16 protein-coding genes and 1 tRNA gene are annotated in these 17,570 nt (G+C 51.6%); 7 read left to right on the top strand and 10 right to left on the bottom strand.

Features of this window, described 5'->3' with window-relative positions; all coding sequences use genetic code 11:
• Positions 1-277 precede the first annotated feature (277 nt).
• The 5 genes from ACVA53_RS09395 to rpsU all read right to left on the bottom strand — a co-directional run bounded on the left by ACVA53_RS09395 (position 278) and on the right by rpsU (position 5,098).
• Positions 278-353, bottom strand: a tRNA-Ile gene (locus ACVA53_RS09395).
• Between the two features lie 195 nt (positions 354-548).
• On the bottom strand, positions 549-2,390 hold the full coding sequence (gene rpoD / locus ACVA53_RS09390) for an RNA polymerase sigma factor RpoD (RefSeq protein ID WP_255043061.1): 1,842 nt from the start codon (positions 2,388-2,390) through the stop codon (positions 549-551).
• A gap of 93 nt (positions 2,391-2,483) precedes the next feature.
• Positions 2,484-4,244 carry a DNA primase gene (dnaG, locus tag ACVA53_RS09385; protein WP_446504947.1) on the bottom strand — a complete coding sequence of 587 codons (1,761 nt, stop codon included), beginning with the start codon at positions 4,242-4,244 and terminating at the stop codon, positions 2,484-2,486.
• A gap of 166 nt (positions 4,245-4,410) precedes the next feature.
• The gene (locus tag ACVA53_RS09380; RefSeq protein WP_255043064.1) at positions 4,411-4,854 is read right to left on the bottom strand and encodes a GatB/YqeY domain-containing protein; all 444 of its coding nucleotides are present in this window, start codon (positions 4,852-4,854) and stop codon (positions 4,411-4,413) included.
• Positions 4,855-4,882: 28 nt separating this feature from the next.
• The gene (rpsU, locus tag ACVA53_RS09375) at positions 4,883-5,098 is read right to left on the bottom strand and encodes a 30S ribosomal protein S21 (protein WP_005301411.1); all 216 of its coding nucleotides are present in this window, start codon (positions 5,096-5,098) and stop codon (positions 4,883-4,885) included.
• A gap of 184 nt (positions 5,099-5,282) precedes the next feature.
• On the opposite strand from rpsU, the gene tsaD reads away from it, so the two are divergent.
• On the top strand, positions 5,283-6,305 hold the full coding sequence (gene tsaD, locus ACVA53_RS09370) for a tRNA (adenosine(37)-N6)-threonylcarbamoyltransferase complex transferase subunit TsaD (RefSeq protein ID WP_255043067.1): 1,023 nt from the start codon (positions 5,283-5,285) through the stop codon (positions 6,303-6,305).
• Between the two features lie 52 nt (positions 6,306-6,357).
• Here tsaD and plsY read toward each other — a convergent pair whose 3' ends face one another.
• Positions 6,358-6,981: a glycerol-3-phosphate 1-O-acyltransferase PlsY gene (plsY, locus tag ACVA53_RS09365; RefSeq protein ID WP_255043068.1), complete on the bottom strand. Its 624-nt coding sequence runs from the start codon at positions 6,979-6,981 to the stop codon at positions 6,358-6,360.
• A 213-nt stretch (positions 6,982-7,194) separates the two neighbouring features.
• Between plsY and folB the strand changes: the two genes are divergently transcribed.
• From folB to ACVA53_RS09350, 3 genes are read left to right on the top strand one after another with little or no spacing between them, the layout of a single operon-like run.
• Positions 7,195-7,548, top strand: a complete 354-nt coding sequence (folB, locus tag ACVA53_RS09360; protein WP_255043069.1) for a dihydroneopterin aldolase — start codon at positions 7,195-7,197, stop codon at positions 7,546-7,548.
• The gene (gene folK / locus ACVA53_RS09355) at positions 7,545-8,033 is read left to right on the top strand and encodes a 2-amino-4-hydroxy-6-hydroxymethyldihydropteridine diphosphokinase (RefSeq protein WP_255043070.1); all 489 of its coding nucleotides are present in this window, start codon (positions 7,545-7,547) and stop codon (positions 8,031-8,033) included. Before folB ends, folK begins: the two co-directional genes overlap by 4 nt.
• Before the next feature lie 8 nt (positions 8,034-8,041).
• Positions 8,042-8,845 carry an undecaprenyl-diphosphate phosphatase gene (locus ACVA53_RS09350; protein ID WP_255043071.1) on the top strand — a complete coding sequence of 268 codons (804 nt, stop codon included), beginning with the start codon at positions 8,042-8,044 and terminating at the stop codon, positions 8,843-8,845.
• Positions 8,846-8,928: 83 nt separating this feature from the next.
• Here ACVA53_RS09350 and ACVA53_RS09345 read toward each other — a convergent pair whose 3' ends face one another.
• Positions 8,929-10,167: a multifunctional CCA addition/repair protein gene (locus tag ACVA53_RS09345; RefSeq protein WP_255043072.1), complete on the bottom strand. Its 1,239-nt coding sequence runs from the start codon at positions 10,165-10,167 to the stop codon at positions 8,929-8,931.
• A gap of 204 nt (positions 10,168-10,371) precedes the next feature.
• On the opposite strand from ACVA53_RS09345, the gene ACVA53_RS09340 reads away from it, so the two are divergent.
• Together ACVA53_RS09340 and ACVA53_RS09335 are read left to right on the top strand one after the other, a co-directional pair.
• A complete protein-coding gene (locus tag ACVA53_RS09340) occupies positions 10,372-12,081 on the top strand; it encodes an AAA family ATPase (RefSeq protein ID WP_446504946.1) in 1,710 nt (569 codons plus the stop codon).
• Complete coding sequence (locus ACVA53_RS09335) at positions 12,081-13,007, top strand: general secretion pathway protein GspB (protein WP_255043074.1); 927 nt, start codon at positions 12,081-12,083, stop codon at positions 13,005-13,007. The genes ACVA53_RS09340 and ACVA53_RS09335 overlap by 1 nt, the downstream gene beginning before the upstream one ends.
• 92 nt (positions 13,008-13,099) lie before the next feature.
• Here the strand turns inward: ACVA53_RS09335 and ACVA53_RS09330 are convergent, their stop codons facing one another.
• The 3 genes from ACVA53_RS09330 to ACVA53_RS09320 form a co-directional block, all read right to left on the bottom strand.
• Positions 13,100-13,714: a TIGR04211 family SH3 domain-containing protein gene (locus ACVA53_RS09330; RefSeq protein WP_446504945.1), complete on the bottom strand. Its 615-nt coding sequence runs from the start codon at positions 13,712-13,714 to the stop codon at positions 13,100-13,102.
• 128 nt (positions 13,715-13,842) lie between these two features.
• Entirely contained in the window at positions 13,843-15,111 is a 1,269-nt protein-coding gene (locus ACVA53_RS09325; protein ID WP_255043076.1) for an inorganic phosphate transporter, read from the bottom strand.
• Between the two features lie 32 nt (positions 15,112-15,143).
• Complete coding sequence (locus ACVA53_RS09320) at positions 15,144-15,824, bottom strand: TIGR00153 family protein (RefSeq protein ID WP_107351151.1); 681 nt, start codon at positions 15,822-15,824, stop codon at positions 15,144-15,146.
• Positions 15,825-16,008: 184 nt separating this feature from the next.
• Here ACVA53_RS09320 and ACVA53_RS09315 point away from each other — a divergent pair, with 184 nt between their 5' ends.
• Complete coding sequence (locus ACVA53_RS09315) at positions 16,009-17,526, top strand: CYTH and CHAD domain-containing protein (protein ID WP_446504944.1); 1,518 nt, start codon at positions 16,009-16,011, stop codon at positions 17,524-17,526.
• Positions 17,527-17,570: the final 44 nt, after the last annotated feature.

Below are 17,570 nucleotides of genomic sequence, written 5' to 3'. Positions count from 1 at the left end.
GGGCAATCTGCTTTAGACCGCCCAGAGAGGCGATCACGCTATACCACCAAGGAAGGTGAAAAAGTTTGGGGCCCGCTTTGCCATGCAAGGTATCCATGTGTGTTTTATTGCTTATTAAATCACAACATTTTATGGGGCAATTAGGTCTGGCAGAAAGTGCGAGTGAAAATGTGTCTTGAAAGAGTGCGAAGGAAGAGCGTCTGAACAAATATGCTACACAGCGTTCAGAAATGCAAAAGGCCTGAGTGGTTATTAACCGCTCAGGCCTTTCTGTATTTGGTGGCCCCTCCCAGACTTGAACTGGGGACCAAGCGATTATGAGTCGCCTGCTCTAACCACTGAGCTAAGGGGCCGATTGGGTGAAATTATATGGGAAGGTTGTGGCCTTGTCTAGCGAATAAAGTGTTTATTTTGCTTGCTTTTTAGGCAGTTAACTGTGTTTTCTTGATATTGTCGGCAGCTGGAGCCAAGTCATTGATGGCTGAAACTAAGGGGATAAAAAAACGGGCCCGATGGCCCGTTTTTATCAATCGTGTCAGGATGTGTGGTTATTCATCCAGGAAGCTGCGCAGAACATCTGAGCGGCTTGGGTGGCGTAGCTTACGCAATGCCTTGGCTTCGATCTGACGGATACGCTCACGGGTAACGTCGAACTGCTTGCCCACTTCCTCAAGGGTGTGGTCAGTGTTCATATCGATACCAAAACGCATACGCAGTACCTTGGCTTCACGTGGTGTTAGGCCAGCCAACACATCGTTGGTTGCCATACGCAGGTTAGTTGCCGTTGCTGCATCCATCGGTAACTGAAGCGTGGTATCTTCAATGAAATCACCTAGGTGCGAATCTTCATCATCACCGATAGGGGTTTCCATCGAGATTGGCTCTTTGGCAATCTTCAGGACTTTACGGATCTTGTCTTCCGGCATCTGCATACGCTCAGCCAGTTCTTCCGGCAATGGTTCACGGCCCATTTCCTGTAGCATCTGGCGAGAGATACGGTTCAGTTTGTTGATAGTCTCAATCATGTGAACCGGGATACGGATAGTACGTGCCTGGTCAGCAATCGAACGGGTGATAGCCTGACGGATCCACCATGTCGCGTAAGTCGAGAACTTGTAACCACGGCGGTATTCGAACTTGTCGACCGCTTTCATCAGGCCGATGTTACCTTCCTGGATAAGATCCAAGAATTGAAGGCCACGGTTGGTGTACTTCTTGGCAATCGAAATAACTAGACGCAGGTTAGCCTCAACCATTTCTTTCTTCGCACGGCGAGCTTTTGCTTCACCGATTGACATGCGGCGGCTGATGTCTTTGATACGCTCAATGGACAAGCCTGTATCTTGTTCAAGAATACGCAGTTTGGTCGTCGCACGACGAAGATCTTCTTCGTAGTTCTTCAGGCGTTCAGCGTAAGGCTTGCCAGAGTTAAGCGCTTCGTCAATCCACTCAGAAGAAGATTCGTTGCCGGCAAAAAAGCTGACAAAGGTTTTCTTTGGCATCTTGCTGTTGTCGACACACATGCGCATGATCAGGCGCTCGTTGGTGCGTACCTTATCCATCGACTCACGCAGTGAGCTGATCAGCTTATCAAACTGCTTAGGGATCAGGCGGAATTGTTTGAAGATATCAGAAAGAACCTCGACGGCTACGGCTGTTTTTGGATCTTGACGGCCGTGGGTATCAATCGCCAGCGCCATATTGTCATAAGCGATTCGCAGCTCGTTGAACTTTTCACGCGCAAGTTCTGGATCAATACCAGTATCTTCTTCTTCGTCATCCTCGTCTTCGTCTTCTTCCAGATCTTTGTCTTCATCTTCAAGATCTGCGTCACTTAACTCAGAGCCGATGTGCGTGGCAGTTGGGGCTGCGGTTGCTTCTTCATTCGGGTCAACAAAACCAGAAATGATATCTGTTAGGCGGAGCTCCTCGGCTTCTACCTTGTCAAACTGCTCAAGTAGGTATGCGATGGCGCTAGGGTATTCGGCAACAGAACACTGAACCTGGTTAATACCATCTTCAATGCGCTTCGCGATATCAATCTCGCCTTCGCGGGTAAGGAGTTCGACTGTACCCATTTCACGCATGTACATACGTACTGGGTCAGTAGTGCGGCCAATTTCGCTTTCTACACTTGATAGGGCCTGGGCCGCGGCTTCAATCGCGTCTTCGTCCGCATTGTCTTCTGTCATCATCAGATCATCGGCATCAGGGGCTGTTTCAACCACCTTAATACCCATGTCATTAATCATCTGAATGATGTCTTCCACCTGATCAGAATCAACGATGTCTTCTGGTAGGTGATCATTTACTTCGGCGTAGGTCAGATAGCCTTGTTCCTTGCCTTTAGCAACAAGTAACTTTAGCTGTGACTGCGGATTTTGCTCCATAGACGATATCCAACTTAGGGTCTGATTGAGAATAGTAGTATGCAGATATGCAAACCGATAATTATAACAAATTTCTTAATTGATGACTACTTACTAGCCGGGACGGTTGAGTATCAGCAACTGCAATTCCCGCTTCTCTTCGACTGATAAGCCGACGGTTCTCGATTTAGCCTGCAACTTTTCGATTTGTTGTTTAACGCACTGGTCAATGACTTTGTCCATTGCGTCAAGAAAAACATCTAGAGTGTTGTCCTCTTCCTTGACAAGAGGTAGCTGCCAGGCCGCCAGACGAGCCAGCATCCCTTCGCTTTTGCTTCCGCGCCAACTCTCTAGAAGTTGTCCAGTTCTAACATTGGGGTTCGCCCGACACTTTTCAACTATTGTTAATAATAAATTTAGTCCAGCGACATCAATTCCTTCAAATGCTGCCATATCAAATTCTAGGCTATTGACAAATTCTGGGTTCTGGATGAGCAACGCGATCACTTCCCGCATCGGGGTGCGCTTAATTTCAGGCTGGCCAATTTTCTTTGGTGCGTCGGCCCCCTGTTTAGAGATTAGCTGCTGCAGCTGGCTTTCGTCGGGTAATCCCAGTTTTCTGCCTAACATCTCACGTAAATAGAGCCGCAGGGTACCGCCCGGTACCTTGTCGATCAGCGGAACAGCCAACGTACTGAGCTTGGCCTTGCCTTCGTTACTGCTGGTATCGACTTGCTGTAGCAGGGTCGAGAACAGGAAGTCCGACAGGTTCATCGACTGGTTGACTTGCTGCTCGAACCCTTCTTGGCCGTATTGGCGGATATAGGTATCGGGATCTTCGCCATCGGGCAAGAACATAAACTTGAGCTGGCGGCCGTCGTTGAGGTAGGGCAGGGCTTGCTCCATAGCACGCCACGCGGCATCACGGCCGGCTCGGTCGCCATCGTAGCAACACACTACGGTACCTGTCTGGCGGAACATCATCTGGATATGATCGCCGGTGGTCGAGGTACCCAGTGAGGCAACGGCATAGTCAACGCCGAACTGGGCCAGGGCAACAACATCCATATAGCCTTCGACTACCAGCAGCTTTTCCGGTTCGCGGTGGGCTTGCAGGACTTCGTATAGGCCATAGAGCTCGCGGCCCTTGTGGAAAATCGGGGTTTCCGGTGAGTTGAGGTATTTCGGTGTACCGTCTCCCAGTACCCGCCCACCAAAGCCGATCACTCGGCCACGGCGATCGTGGATTGGGAACATGACCCGGCCTCGGAAGCGGTCATAGCGGCGGCCGTTGTCGTTTTCGATCAGCATGCCGGCACTGACTAGCGCCTGCTGGGCTTCCATATCGCGACCAAAACGGTTACGGACTTGATCCCACTGATCCGGTACAAAGCCGATACCAAACTTTTTGACGACTTCACCGGATAGCCCGCGCTCTTTGAGGTAGTCGATTGCTAGCTGACCTTCCTGGGTACGCAGTTGGTTTTGGTAGAACTGGGAGATCTGCCCCATTATGTCGTACAAACCAAGCTTTTCTTTGCTACGGACGCCAGATTGGCCGCCACCACTGCCTTGTTCGCGCGGCACTTCAAGACCCAGTTGTGAGGCAAGCTCATCTATCGCCTCGACAAACTCCAGACGATCGAACTCCATGACAAAGTCGAGGACATTGCCGTGGGCACCGCAACCAAAACAGTGGTAGAACTGCTTTTCTTGGCTGACAGAGAATGAGGGGGTCTTTTCGTTGTGGAACGGGCAGCAGGCACCAAAGTTCTTGCCCTGTTTTTTTAGCTTAACTCTGGCATCCACAATATCCACGATGTCATGTCGCGATATGAGATCATCGATAAATGTACGTGGGATTTTTCCTGCCATAGCGTGGTGTTACCTGCTGCGTGTGGGGTGCCAAATCAAAGTGTTATCGCTGATGATAGCACTTTGATTTGGCTGCGTTGAAATATAATTGACGGGGTGCTGAATACGAACAAGCCGCGCAGTCCGGAACCGGATAGCACGGCTTGTTGCAGAAATAGGGTAGGGATTAACCTAGCTTGGCTTTCACCAACTGGCTAACTTTACCCATATCGGCACGACCCTGAACTTGTGGCTTCAACACGCCCATCAGTTTGCCCATGTCTTGCATGCTGGCAGCACCGGTTGTAGCAATTGCCTCATCCAACAGAGCGGCGACTTCGTCGTCGGTCAGTGGCTGTGGCATGAACTCTTCCAGTACTGTGATTTCAGCAAGCTCAACATCAGCAAGATCTTGGCGATTGGCTGCTTCGTATTGAGCAACAGAATCACGGCGCTGTTTTACCATTTTGGTCAATACTGCCAGCACGTCGTCATCGGTAAGAGTGATCTTCTCGTCAACTTCACGCTGTTTAATGGCAGCCATTACCAAGCGAATCGTACCAAGACGTGGTTTGTCTTTGGCTTTCATCGCTGTTTTTTGTTCGTCTTTTAGACGTTCAATCAGAGTCATAACACGTTCCTTCTGTTAATCAGACAGATTAGTACAGACGAACGCGACGCGCGTTTTCGCGAGCCAATTTCTTCAGGTGACGCTTAACTGCCGCTGCTTTCGCACGCTTACGTACAGTAGTAGGCTTTTCGAAGTGCTCACGACGACGTACTTCAGAAAGGATACCTGCTTTTTCGCAAGAGCGCTTGAAACGACGTAGTGCTACGTCAAACGGTTCGTTTTCACGTACTTTGATTACTGGCATGTAATACTCACCTCAGAGTGATTCGGTTAATGCTGATGTTCATTAAAGTATCAGCTGATTAAAAATGGTGCGAAATTCTAATCTGATCTGGGGGCATTTGTAAAGCATTCTGCAACCCTGAACTGGTTAATTTCTGTCAAGGGCGGTAGTATGGCCCTCAATTACCATAAGTATAGAGGTTGTTATGCGTATACTGGGCATCGAAACCTCCTGTGACGAAACAGGTGTGGCTATTTTCGATGATGAAAAAGGCCTATTGGCACACGAGCTTTACAGCCAGGTAAAACTGCACGCCGACTACGGTGGTGTTGTTCCTGAGCTGGCTTCCCGTGACCATGTCAAGAAGACGATTCCGCTCATCAAGGAAGCGCTTAACAATGCTGGCTTGACGCCAGCAGATTTGGACGGTGTGGCTTACACCGCTGGCCCTGGCCTAGTCGGCGCATTGCTTGTCGGGGCAACGATTGGCCGTAGTTTGGCATATGCTTGGGACTTACCCGCTGTTGCTGTACACCATATGGAAGGCCACCTGCTGGCCCCTATGCTGGAAGATAACCCGCCCCAGTTCCCGTTTGTGGCACTGCTGGTGTCGGGTGGCCATACCATGATGGTCGAAGTCAAAGGCATTGGCGAGTACCAAATTTTGGGTGAGTCGATCGATGATGCCGCCGGCGAAGCGTTTGATAAAACCGCCAAGCTGATGGGGCTGGACTACCCTGGCGGCCCTTTGTTGTCGCGGTTGGCAGATAAAGGCACGGCTGGTCGCTTCAAGTTCCCGCGTCCGATGACCGACCGTCCGGGGCTGGACTTTAGTTTTTCTGGTCTGAAGACATTTGCAGCAAATACCATTCGCGCCAATGACGATGATGATCAGACCCGTGCTGATATTGCCTACGCATTCCAGGAAGCCGTAGTTGATACCTTGGCGATTAAATGTAAGCGAGCCCTCAAGCAGACGGGATTCAAGCGCTTGGTGATTGCCGGTGGTGTGAGTGCCAACAAGCACTTGCGTGAGCAGCTGGAAGCCATGATGACGAAGATGGGTGGTGAGGTTTTCTACCCGCGTACCGAATTCTGTACAGATAACGGGGCGATGATCGCCTTTGCCGGTATGCAGCGCCTGAAAAACCAAGAGACGATGGACTTGGGGGTGAAAGCTTTCCCACGTTGGCCTATTGACCAGCTTAAGCCGATTCAAGGCGAATAAGCGGCTTACAAGATAAATCGACGAGAGAAGCAACCCTGCGGCAAGCTGTGACTCAGTCTTGTGGCGGGGTTGTTTTGTTTTTGCGCTGGAATTTATTCCAAATCTTGCTTTCCTCACCTTCCAGCAGGCGACGGACGTTGTCGTGGTGACGTAAGACGATAAGGCATGACAGCATGGCCACTGGCATGGTGTATTCGGGTTTGATCCACCAGGTAAAGAGCGGTGCGGCAAGGGCCGTGACCATGGAACCCAGCGAAGAATAACCGGTCATCAACACGGTCAGCACCCACGTACTGATCAGCAAGCCGCTTAAATCCCAGCCGATGGGAGCCAGTGAGCCTAGAGCGGTGGCCACCCCTTTCCCCCCCCTAAAATGAAAGAAGATCGGATAGATATGACCGAGACACGCGGCGATCCCGATGATCCCCAGCATGAATGGATTGACTCCGATAAAGTAGCTGATCCATACCGGCAGCATCCCCTTGAGGATATCGCACACCAGCACGCTAGCGGCTGCTCCGCGTCCGCCAAGACGCAAGACATTGGTCGCCCCGGGATTACCAGAGCCGTTTTCACGCGGATCAGGTAGGCCATACAGGCGGCAGATCAATACGGCACTGGATATAGAGCCCAGTAGATAAGCGCCGATAATGATCATGAGTACAAGTGGTGTCATGCAAGGTCCTGTAGCTAGTGGCCTCAAGTCGCCGATTTATCGATCGTCAGCCATGCTGCATGGGCCGGCATATGGTATAGTGCTCAGCCAATGCCGATAGGCAACACGATGATCATATAAATCAAGATCATAGTATATTGACGATTACGACCTGATAATACGCGTTTTTGCTCAAATTAGGTATCCGACCTCTAACAAAATTAGCGATTGAACATGGATTCAGTATTTATCGAACATCTAGAAGTCATCGCCACCATTGGTGTGTATGACTGGGAACAGGAAATTAAGCAGAAATTGGTGCTTGATTTGGAAATGGCACACGACAATCGTCCTGCCGCACAAAGTGATGATGTCGCCTATGCCCTTGACTATGCGGCGGTAAGCGATGCCGTGACAGGGCATATTCAAAATGGCCGTTTTTTGCTGGTTGAGCGGGTGGCGGAGGAAATCGCTAACCTGATCATGACCCAGTTCTCTGTGCCATGGATCAAGGTACGTGTCACCAAGCCCGGAGCGGTGGCTAATGCCCGCGGTGTGGGGGTTGTGATTGAGCGAGGAAGCAAGTGACCACGGTTTATATCAGCCTTGGCTCAAACATTGATCGCGAACGCTATCTCCAGGCCGGTTTGGCTGGCCTGAGCCTGCTAGGCTCGGGGATGAAGGTGTCGACCATTTATGAAGCTGAGCCGGTGGGGTTTAGTGGGCCGAATTTTTTTAATTGTGTCGCTGTCATCGAAACGTCTTTGTCATTGGATATACTCCTGCACGCGCTGAAGCAGCTAGAGTTGCAACACGGCCGCTCACCCAATGCGGTCAAAAACCAAAGTCGTACCTTGGATTTGGACATCCTCCTATACGGGGACACCGTACAGGACGCTTACCCGGTTCTCCCACGTAGCGATATTTATAAGTTTGCCTTCGTGCTGCAGCCCTTGATGGAGCTGTGCCCACATCAGGTGATCCCTGGTGATGGCCGTACGGTCACCGAGCTTTGGCACGCTTCTCATTTTGAACAGGCCCTTTGGCCTGTTGAGCATCATTTTGTTGTTTAGGGATAGTTATGAGTTATTTTGAAGCCTTTGTGCTGGCCCTTATTCAGGGTTTGACTGAGTTTTTGCCGATTTCGAGCTCTGCTCACTTGATCTTGCCTTCAGCCATTTTAGGTTGGGATGATCAGGGGTTGGCGTTTGATGTCGCTGTTCATGTCGGTACCTTAGCCGCGGTGATCTGGTACTTCCGTAAGGAAGTGATTTCTCTGCTGTCGGCCTGGATTGAATCTATTTTCAAAAAGCAACATAGCGCCGAGTCCAAGCTAGCATGGATGATTGTGTTAGCCACGATCCCTGCCTGTATCTTTGGCCTGTTCATGAAAGATATCATCGAGATCTATTTGCGCTCGGCGTGGGTGATCGCCTGTACGACCATCATCTTTGGCTTGCTGCTGTGGTGGGTGGATGTGCGTGCCTCGCAAAAAGACGATGAATACCAGGCTGACTGGAAGCGCTCGCTGTTTATCGGTTTGGCGCAGGCTGCGGCGATGATCCCTGGGACGTCTCGCTCTGGTGCGACTATGACGGCGGCGCTTTACCTGGGCTTCACCCGTGAAGCGGCAGCGCGTTTCTCGTTCCTGATGTCGATCCCTATTATTCTGCTGGCCGGCGGTTACCTCAGTATGAAGTTGGTGGTGAGTGGTGCGCCGATTCAGGTTGATGCCTTGATGATTGGTATTGCGGTTTCTTTTGTCAGTGCATACGCGTGTATCCATGCTTTCCTTAAGCTAGTCACTCGTTTGGGAATGTTTCCGTTTGTGGTGTACCGCCTGTTGCTTGGTGCTGGTCTGATTGCGTTTCTGGTCACTCAGTAATTTTGAGACAAGCAATTGATACAGAAAGCCCGGCCATTTGTCTGCCGGGCTTTTTGTTTCTTTATTTTGTCGCTTGCTGGGGTCTAATTCATCTGCTGGCGTAATGTGGCCAGCACCGCTGTCACCGCATCCGCGCGTCTCAAGGCGAGTTGCTCTTTGATCTCCTTCCCTTTGAAGCCGGCCTCGACGATGGGCTTTACATCGACAGATTGGGCTGCGGCAAAAGCGCCCTCGAAGATATTGGCCTGTGGGTAGGGATCATTTTCAAAACCGGTTCGTCCACGGACATCTGCGCGGCAGCAGGTCGCCAGTTGGGCCACCCGCTCAGGCTTACGCCAGGCATCGATTTGATCAAAGATGTTGATGAAGGTGGCTGGGCGTAGTTCGGCCGCAAAATGTAACTTGGTATGCTGGGCACAGACCATCAATGCGATGTCACGGTACTCATTGGGTACCCGTAGACGTTGGCATAGCTTACGTATCGCACCGAGTCCGGTTTGGCAGTGCATTCTGTGGCTTGGTAGATCTTCTTTCGGGGTCAGGGCTTTTCCTAGATCATGGACCTGGGCGGCAAAGCGAATCACCTTGGAAGTGCTGAGGCCTGCAGCTTGCTCGGCGACCAGCAGGGTATGGATACCGCAGTCGATTTCCGGGTGCCATTTTTCTGGCTGGGGAACACCGAACAAGGCATTGATTTCAGGCATGATCACCGCAAGAGCACCGCATTGGCGCAGGATCTTGAGGAAAACCTCAGGGTTGTCCGACTGCAGTGACTTTTCCCACTCGATCCAAACTCGTTCTGGGGTTAGTGCGGACAGTTCGCCGGTGACAACCATGTCTTGCATCAGCGCCATGGTTTCGGGGGCGACGTTAAAGCCTAGGTGAGCAAAGCGGGCGGCAAAGCGAGCAACACGCAGAACCCTTAATGGATCTTCGGCAAAGGCGGGCGAGACATGGCGAAGCTGGCGTAATGCGAGATCTTGCTGGCCTTGATAGGGGTCAATCAGAGAACCGTCTTGCGCCTGGGCAATGGCATTGATGGTCAAATCACGGCGCATTAAGTCCTGCTCCAGAGTGACATCCGGTGCTGAATAGCAGGTAAAGCCGGTGTAGCCTTGGCCGGACTTACGCTCGGTGCGGGCGAGGGCGTACTCTTGCTTGGTTTTCGGGTGCAGGAAGACCGGGAAGTCGCTGCCAACTTGGCTGTAACCTCGCTCCAGCATCTGCTCAGGGGTGGTACCCACAACAACCCAGTCTTTGTCTTTCACTGGCAGTTCAAGCAGGGCGTCACGAACAGCCCCGCCAACTAAATACGTTTGCACTGTTTTATCCTTTTTCGCTCTGACTGCAGACTGTTATCCATTGAGTATACCAAACCTTAAAGGCTCTCACGAATGGCTTGCGGCTGGCCGAGGTTTAAAGGCTAAACGCTTGTCAGGCTTGAGCTGAAGGGCTATACATTCAGTAAAGGGACAGGTAACGTAGGGGGCTTCCCCTTCCAGGCCAACAATAAGAGATCAAATGGCATGTACAAGGACTTTTTTGGGATCACCGAGTCACCATTTTCAATTGTGCCCAGCGCACGCTTTCTCTACCTGAGTGAGCGCCACCGCGAAGCACTGACCCATATGTTGTCCAGCCTCAGTGGAGGGGGCGGCTTCGGTTTATTGACCGGCGAGGTTGGTACGGGGAAGACAACCGTTCTGCGGGCTCTGGTATCGCGTCTGCCTCAGGAAACTCAGGTGGCGATCATTATGAACCCGTCGCTATCGACCAGGGAATTGCTCGCCAGTATCTGCGATGAACTCGGCATTGAATATAACGATGAAGCGACGATCAAAGTCCTGACCGATGGGATATACCAGCACTTGCTGGCCAATCACCGAGAAGGTCGTCAGACTCTGCTACTCATCGACGAAGCCCAGCATCTGCTACCGGAAGTGTTGGAGCAGCTGCGTCTTTTGACTAACCTTGAAACCGACAGTGTCAAACTTCTCAAGGTGGTGCTGGTCGGTCAGCCAGAGCTGCAACAGTTATTGCAGCAGGATAGGCTACGTCAGTTGGCCCAGCGTATCACCTCCCGTTATCACCTATTGCCACTGACCGAAGAGGAAGTACGGGAATATATCCATTACCGCTTGCAGGCGGTGGACTGCCTGCATGAGGTGTTCCCTCCGGCCCAAACCAAGCAGATTGCCAAGGCGACAAGCGGGATCCCAAGACTGATCAATCTGGTGTGTGACAAGTCGATGCAGCTGGCCCACCAACAATCGACCCATTTGTTGAATAAAGAGCTGGTCGAGCAAGCTTGCAATGATGTGTTGAGCTGGCAGCTACCGCAATATACCGCGCCGGGCCAACTTGATGCTCCTTCGGCTTCACGCAAGCCCTTGCTGGTGGCCGTGGCCGCCGGGATCATCACCGCGGTTGGTGTGGGGTATGGGATGGGGTTGCTGTCCTTGCCCACGAGCTCAGCCTTGACGGTAGAAACCGCAGCAAGTGGGCAAGTAGTGACGGCGGAAGAGGCCAAGACGGCTGCCTCTGCCGCGGCGCCCCAGCCAGCCAAACCTGTGCTGGCTCCAGCGCAGGTACAGTCGGCACCTTCCTTGCCGCAGCAATTGTCTCCCCAGGCGCAGTGGCTGGCGGTTGTCAAACAAGCGGGATCCGAGCGTCTCGCGATGCAAACCCTCTACAGCCTATGGGGCTACAGTACCCAGCTCAATCAGGCCAATTGTGAATCGGGGAGCCGTGTCCAGCTTAGCTGCTTTAACGGCAATGGCTCATTGGAACAGTTGGCCCTGATCAACCGTCCAGCCATCGTAGCGCTCAATGAGCCTAGTGGTGAGGCGTTCTTTGCCACTATCTATGCCATCGGAAAAGATAAGGTTGAATTGTTGCTGGCTGGGCAGCGCTTCGCGGTGAGTGCACAATGGCTATCACAGCGCTGGGATGGCCAGTATACATTGCTGTGGCGTCCGCCACTGGGAGAGAACACCGCGATACGTTACGGTCAGCAAGGCCCCCGGGTACAGTGGCTCGATCACCAGCTGAGCCAGTTATTAGGGGTTATGCCGGAGAATCAGGATACCTTTGAGCAGGCATTGCTCAACAAATTACGCCGTTTCCAGCGGGCGCAAGATTTATCTGTGGATGGCATTGCCGGGCCTCATACCTTGATGGTGATTGATTCTGCACTGAATTTGCCGGGGCCCACCCTGCAACCGGAGAAAAGTTAATGTCGAAGTTACTCTCTGCTCTGGCTCAGTCTGATGCCCAGCGCGCCTCGGCAACGGTTTCGTCACGGCCTGCTTACCGTACAGGTACTGCTCCCAAGCAAACAAATCCATGGTTGCTACCGGGATTGGGATTTGCCCTGCCGGTGATTGGCATTCTGGGGTACCTCTCTTTGTCATCTGAGCAGACGGATGTGAAACCAGCGCCAGTGCGACAGGTTGTCGCGGCCACAGCCTCGATGCCAAAGGCTGCCCAGCCAGCTGCTATACCGGCTTCAGTACCAGAAACAGTATTGCTGCCAGTGGCTGAAGCCGTATCGATAACTCAGATCTATCCGCAAGAAATTGAACTGCTCGGCTACCCTCAGCTCTACACTGAGCCGTTGCCGAGTAACACAAGAGGGCCCCAGCGAGCCCGCTATAATCAAATGCCGTCATCTTCATTGCCTGTAGAGCAGGCTGCCAATGAGCCAAGTGGTTGGGACAGTGAGCCTATACCTGTAGGTAGGGAGGTTGAGCGGTCAGTGAATGATAGCTGGGATCTTGAAGCGCTCGATTATTCCGAGCTGTCCCCCGAGCTAGCCAGCCAGCTGCGGTCTGCCATCGCTGCCACCGGCGACGGGGGAACCTTGCCTCAACTGCTGCAGGAAGAACGCTTGCCATCAATGCCTAAGCCACAGGAGCCGATGGCAGCGGTATCCATTGGTGCGTTGCCGGCATCGGTTCAAGATCGTATCCCTGCTTTAAATTTTCAGACCCATATCTACTCTTCTGTACCCAATAGCCGCTGGGTGAAGGTCAACGGCAGCGAAGCCTATGAAGGCGATGAGATCGCGCCCGGAGTGATATTACGACGTATTGACCCGCGTGAGGTGGTGTTCGATTTTGAATCTTACTTGATATCGATGCCGGCGCTGTCGGAGTGGTAACCATAAAGCTAGCGGGTATGGTTACCATAGAATATTAGGCAATAAAAAAGGCAGCTAAGCTGCCTTTTTTTGAACCTGGGCTTGTAGCCAGATTATGCCCAACCGTTGTTGCGCTTGCGGCGACGTGGGATAAGGTGAGGTAGAACCAGACCGAATAGCAAACCACCACCGGCAACCATACCGCCATAGGTGAACCAGCGCATCAGCAAGTCGTCTTTTTGTGTATCCAGACGGGCACGTAGCTCGCGGATCTCTGCTTGTGATGTCATCAGCTGCTCGTTGAGCTGGCTGTTCTGGGTTTCTAAATCAGAAATTTGTTCGTTACGAAGCTTGAGAGAGCTTTGCAGGCCAGCCGTTTTCTCATCGCCTGACTCAAGGGCTTCTTCAAGTTGTGCTTTGACCTCTGTGAGCTCTTTCTCTAAGGCAGGAAAACGCACTTTCAGGCCAACTTGCGGTGAAACAAAATCAGAGTTAACCCAGCCGGTACGACCGCGGTCATCACGGACTTTACTAAATCCCGTCTCGCGATTGGTTTCCAGTAGGTCTACTTTGGTACCGGCGTTCACACTGCCCATAATACGGTATTGGGTACTTGGTCCATTGTGCATATAGGTGAATAGATTGTCGGAGATATACCGAGTTTGGGCCTGTGCAGGCATGGTCGCTATTGCACAAGCGAATAATAGTAAGCTGATTAGCTGCTTCACAATTTGATTCCTTGGGGGAGAGCCTGTTTTTCTCTAAGAGGCAAAGTCTAAGAATTTTGTGGGCTGGGTGCAAGAAAAGAGGGAGGCATCGCCTCCCTCTTTTGATCTTGAGCCCGCTTTGACGGTGTTTAACCAAACACCGCTTGCATTACGTAGAAGAAAATGACTGCAAGCAGGGCGCCAGCAGGCAGAGTAACAACCCAAGAGGCAACGATATTACGTACCACACCCAGGTTCAATGCTGCGATACCGCGGGCAAAGGCAACCCCAATGACACCACCGACCAGGGTCTGCGTGGTTGAAATAGGAAGACCTGTACCAGAAGCAAGCACAACGGTTGATGCGGTTGCTAGCTGTGCAGCAAAGCCACGGCTTGGTGTCAGTTCGGTAATACCGGTACCAACGGTCGCCATCACCTTGTGGCCCATGGTTGCCAGGCCGACAACGATACCAATACCACCCAGAGGCAAGATCCACCAAGCAATTTGGCTCTTGGCCGTGATTTCACCCATGTTCTGAACAGTAGAGACAACGGCAGAAAGAGGACCGATAGCATTGGCTACGTCGTTAGAGCCGTGGGCAAAGGCCATCGCACAAGCTGTAACCACCATCAGCAGGCTGAAAATACGCTCAACACCGGCGTAACCGTTACTATCTACTGACGAACCGTCATCTGTGTACTTACGATTAATATAAATGTAACCAAACACCATTACAATGAGTGACACTGCAATAGAGGCAACCCATGCTTCACCGCTAGAAAGGTGAAGACCGACATGTTTCAGACCCTTTTTGATTGTCACAAGAGCGATGACAATCGTGGTCATGAACATGTAGACAGGCACAAACCGCTTTGCATTTACAACTGGATTATCGGTATCGAAAATCAGGCGCTGAGCACTCATGAAAATAGCATAAGCAAACAGCCCCGAGATCAACGGAGTGATAAGCCAGCTACCGACGATGCCCTGTACCGCGCTCCAGTCAACAGCTTCTGTACCCGCTGAAACACAGGCAAAACCGATGATGGCACCAATAATGGAGTGAGTAGTAGACACCGGCCAACCCATATAGGATGCAACCAGTAGCCAAGTACCCGCAGCCAACAGGGCCGACATCATGCCGTACACCAATACTTCAGGATTGGCAGCATAAAGAGAGGTTTCAATAACCCCTTTACGGATGGTATCAGTTACTTCACCACCTGCCAGGTAAGCACCCGCAAACTCGAAGATCATCGCAATGATGATTGCTTGTTTAACGGTTAGTGCTTTTGAACCAACCGAGGTACCCATGGCATTAGCAACATCGTTTGCACCAATACCAATAGCCATCAATAGACCAAAAAAAGCCGCCACCAAAATAAGAATGGTGCCGTAGTTAGCCAGGATTTCCATTGTAAAACCTTGTTTTTGTTACATTCTTTCGCTTATGAACGCGATAGCATGATTTCAAGACGCGAGCCGACACGCTGTGCCTGATCAGCAATAGCACCAACCCACTCGAGAATCTTGTAAAGGAACATGATATCCACCGGACTGTATTGGTCTTCGATGGACATGAGCTGTTGGCGAAGCTTGATCTGCATGCTGTCAGTATCGTCTTCGATAACATCTAGCTGATTGATCATCTCTGCCACAAGCGTCACTTCCCTGCCTTTAAAGCCTGTTTCAAGAAGTTCGTCCAGTTCGTTGATCACTCGGTTCGCCTGATTGGCGGCGTCAAGACAACGTTGAACGTAGGCAATAAAGTCAGGATACATTTCGGAAGGAATCTGAAGCTGGCGACCCAAGACGCGACCTGCAATGTCTTTCGACAGATTGGCAAGCTTATCTTGTTGGGTCAGCAGTCCTAACATGTCAGTACGATCGACTGGCATGAACAGACCACGAGGAAGTTTCAAACGGATCTCACGCTTGAGCACGTCCGCATCTTTTTCAAGCTGGGAAATTTGCTCGCGCAGGACAGCCGCTTGCTCCCAATCACCCGCCTTACAGGCTTCGAAGAAAGGGACAAGTAGTTCACAACAATCATTTACACGAGTAACGTGACGTTGCAATGGTTTGATTGGGGACTTAGCAAATAGTCCCATAATAGTATTTACTGGCATAGCCGAATAACCTAGAAAGTGCCTTAAGTGGCTAATTCTTGAGCGATGGTCATTAAGGCGCGCATGGTAACGCATAAGTAAGTATAGGGGAACTAATTTCGATCAAGGTTTTGTTGATATTTCATGCTTGCCCCGGAGTGCAATTGCCAATATCCTTGCTTTGCCACTGTTTATAGGTAGAACTATGGAAACTGAGATAGAACTGAAGTTTTTCGTCTCACCAGAATTTTCGAGTCAGTTACTCAAAAAAATCGCTGAAGCGAAAGTTCTGCAGCAAAGTCGTCGTGAGTTAGGCAATGTCTACTTCGACACCCCAGACCAAATTCTTCGCCAGCACGACATCGGTCTTCGGATCCGTCGTTTTGATGATGTATTTGTCCAAACATTGAAGACCGCGGGCCGCGTGGTCGCCGGGTTGCACCAGCGTCCGGAATACAATGCCGAAACCAACTGCACTGATCCTGATCTTGCCCTGCATCCCGCTGATGCCTGGCCGGAAGGTTTTGATGTCGATAGCACCCAGCAACAACTGGCCCCGCTTTTCTCTACAGACTTCACTCGCCAGCAATGGCTTGTCGCGATGCCGGATGGTAGTCAGGTAGAGCTAGCCTTTGATCAGGGCGAAGTCAGTGCGAATGGCCAAACTTCGCCAATATGCGAAGTCGAACTCGAGCTCAAGTCCGGCCAAACCGATGCCTTGTTTACCTTGGCTCGTGAACTGTGTGTCGATGGTGGCATGCGATTGGGTAACCTGAGCAAAGCCGCACGAGGCTACCGCTTAGCGGCGGGTTATCAGGGGGATGAAGTCGCTCCGTTGGCTCCGGTCAAACTCGATGGTAGCGAATCGGTAGAAGCGGTATTTGTCAAAACGCTCGAGCATGCGCTCGGCCACTGGCATTACCATGAGCAAATTTTTGCCGAGTGCCAAGAGCCCGCTGCGCTGGTACAAATCCAGCAGGCACTGGGCTTACTTCGTCAGACCTTGGTAACTTTCGGTGGCATGATCCCACGCCGAGCCAGTGCCCTGCTACGCCAGGAGCTGCAATGGTTGGAAGGTGAACTGGACTGGCTGGGTGAAGCTGCCGGTTTGGATTATTTGCTGGCGGAAAAAGGCCATGCCCTGAAAAAGCTGAATGCGCGTAAGCAATTGGTTAAGCAGCTTGAAGAGGTGCAGGCAGATCTGCCTGATGACAACGAAATGTTGCTGTTGCTGAGCTCGGCCCGTTATTGCGGCCTGCTACTTGACTTGAGCCGCTGGCTCCTTAGCCGAGGCTGGCAGCCGTTCCTCGATGATAAGTCCCGGGCACGCCTGGCCGAACCGATCAAAGGTTTTGCCGACAATATGTTGGCTCGCTCGTGGCAGGAGCTGTTGGATGTCTTTCCGGCTGAGCGGCAGCTAAACCGAGTTGATTATCTTGACCAGCAACCGCGCTTGGTCCGCAACCTAATGAGCGGCCTTAGCTTTGCGTCTTTATATGAAGACGATAAGCGCTTGGTCTTTCGGATGCCTTGGTTGGACTTGCTGCAGGGCATTGATGATCTGCGCCACCTCGAGCCTATTCGACAATTATTGGATCAGCAGGATGATGAAGAGGAGCGTAGCCAGATAGAGAAATGGCTACAGCGCAAGGAAGAATCACTGATCCATGCGATGGACCAGACTCGCCAAATGGGCATCGAACTGGTGCCATACTGGCCGTAAGCGTCCCTACGAGAACTCACCAACACCCGGCCATGAGGCCGGTG

Source organism: Photobacterium sp. DNB23_23_1, from assembly GCF_052873815.1.
This window is presented reverse-complemented; position numbering and strand designations above follow the sequence as displayed.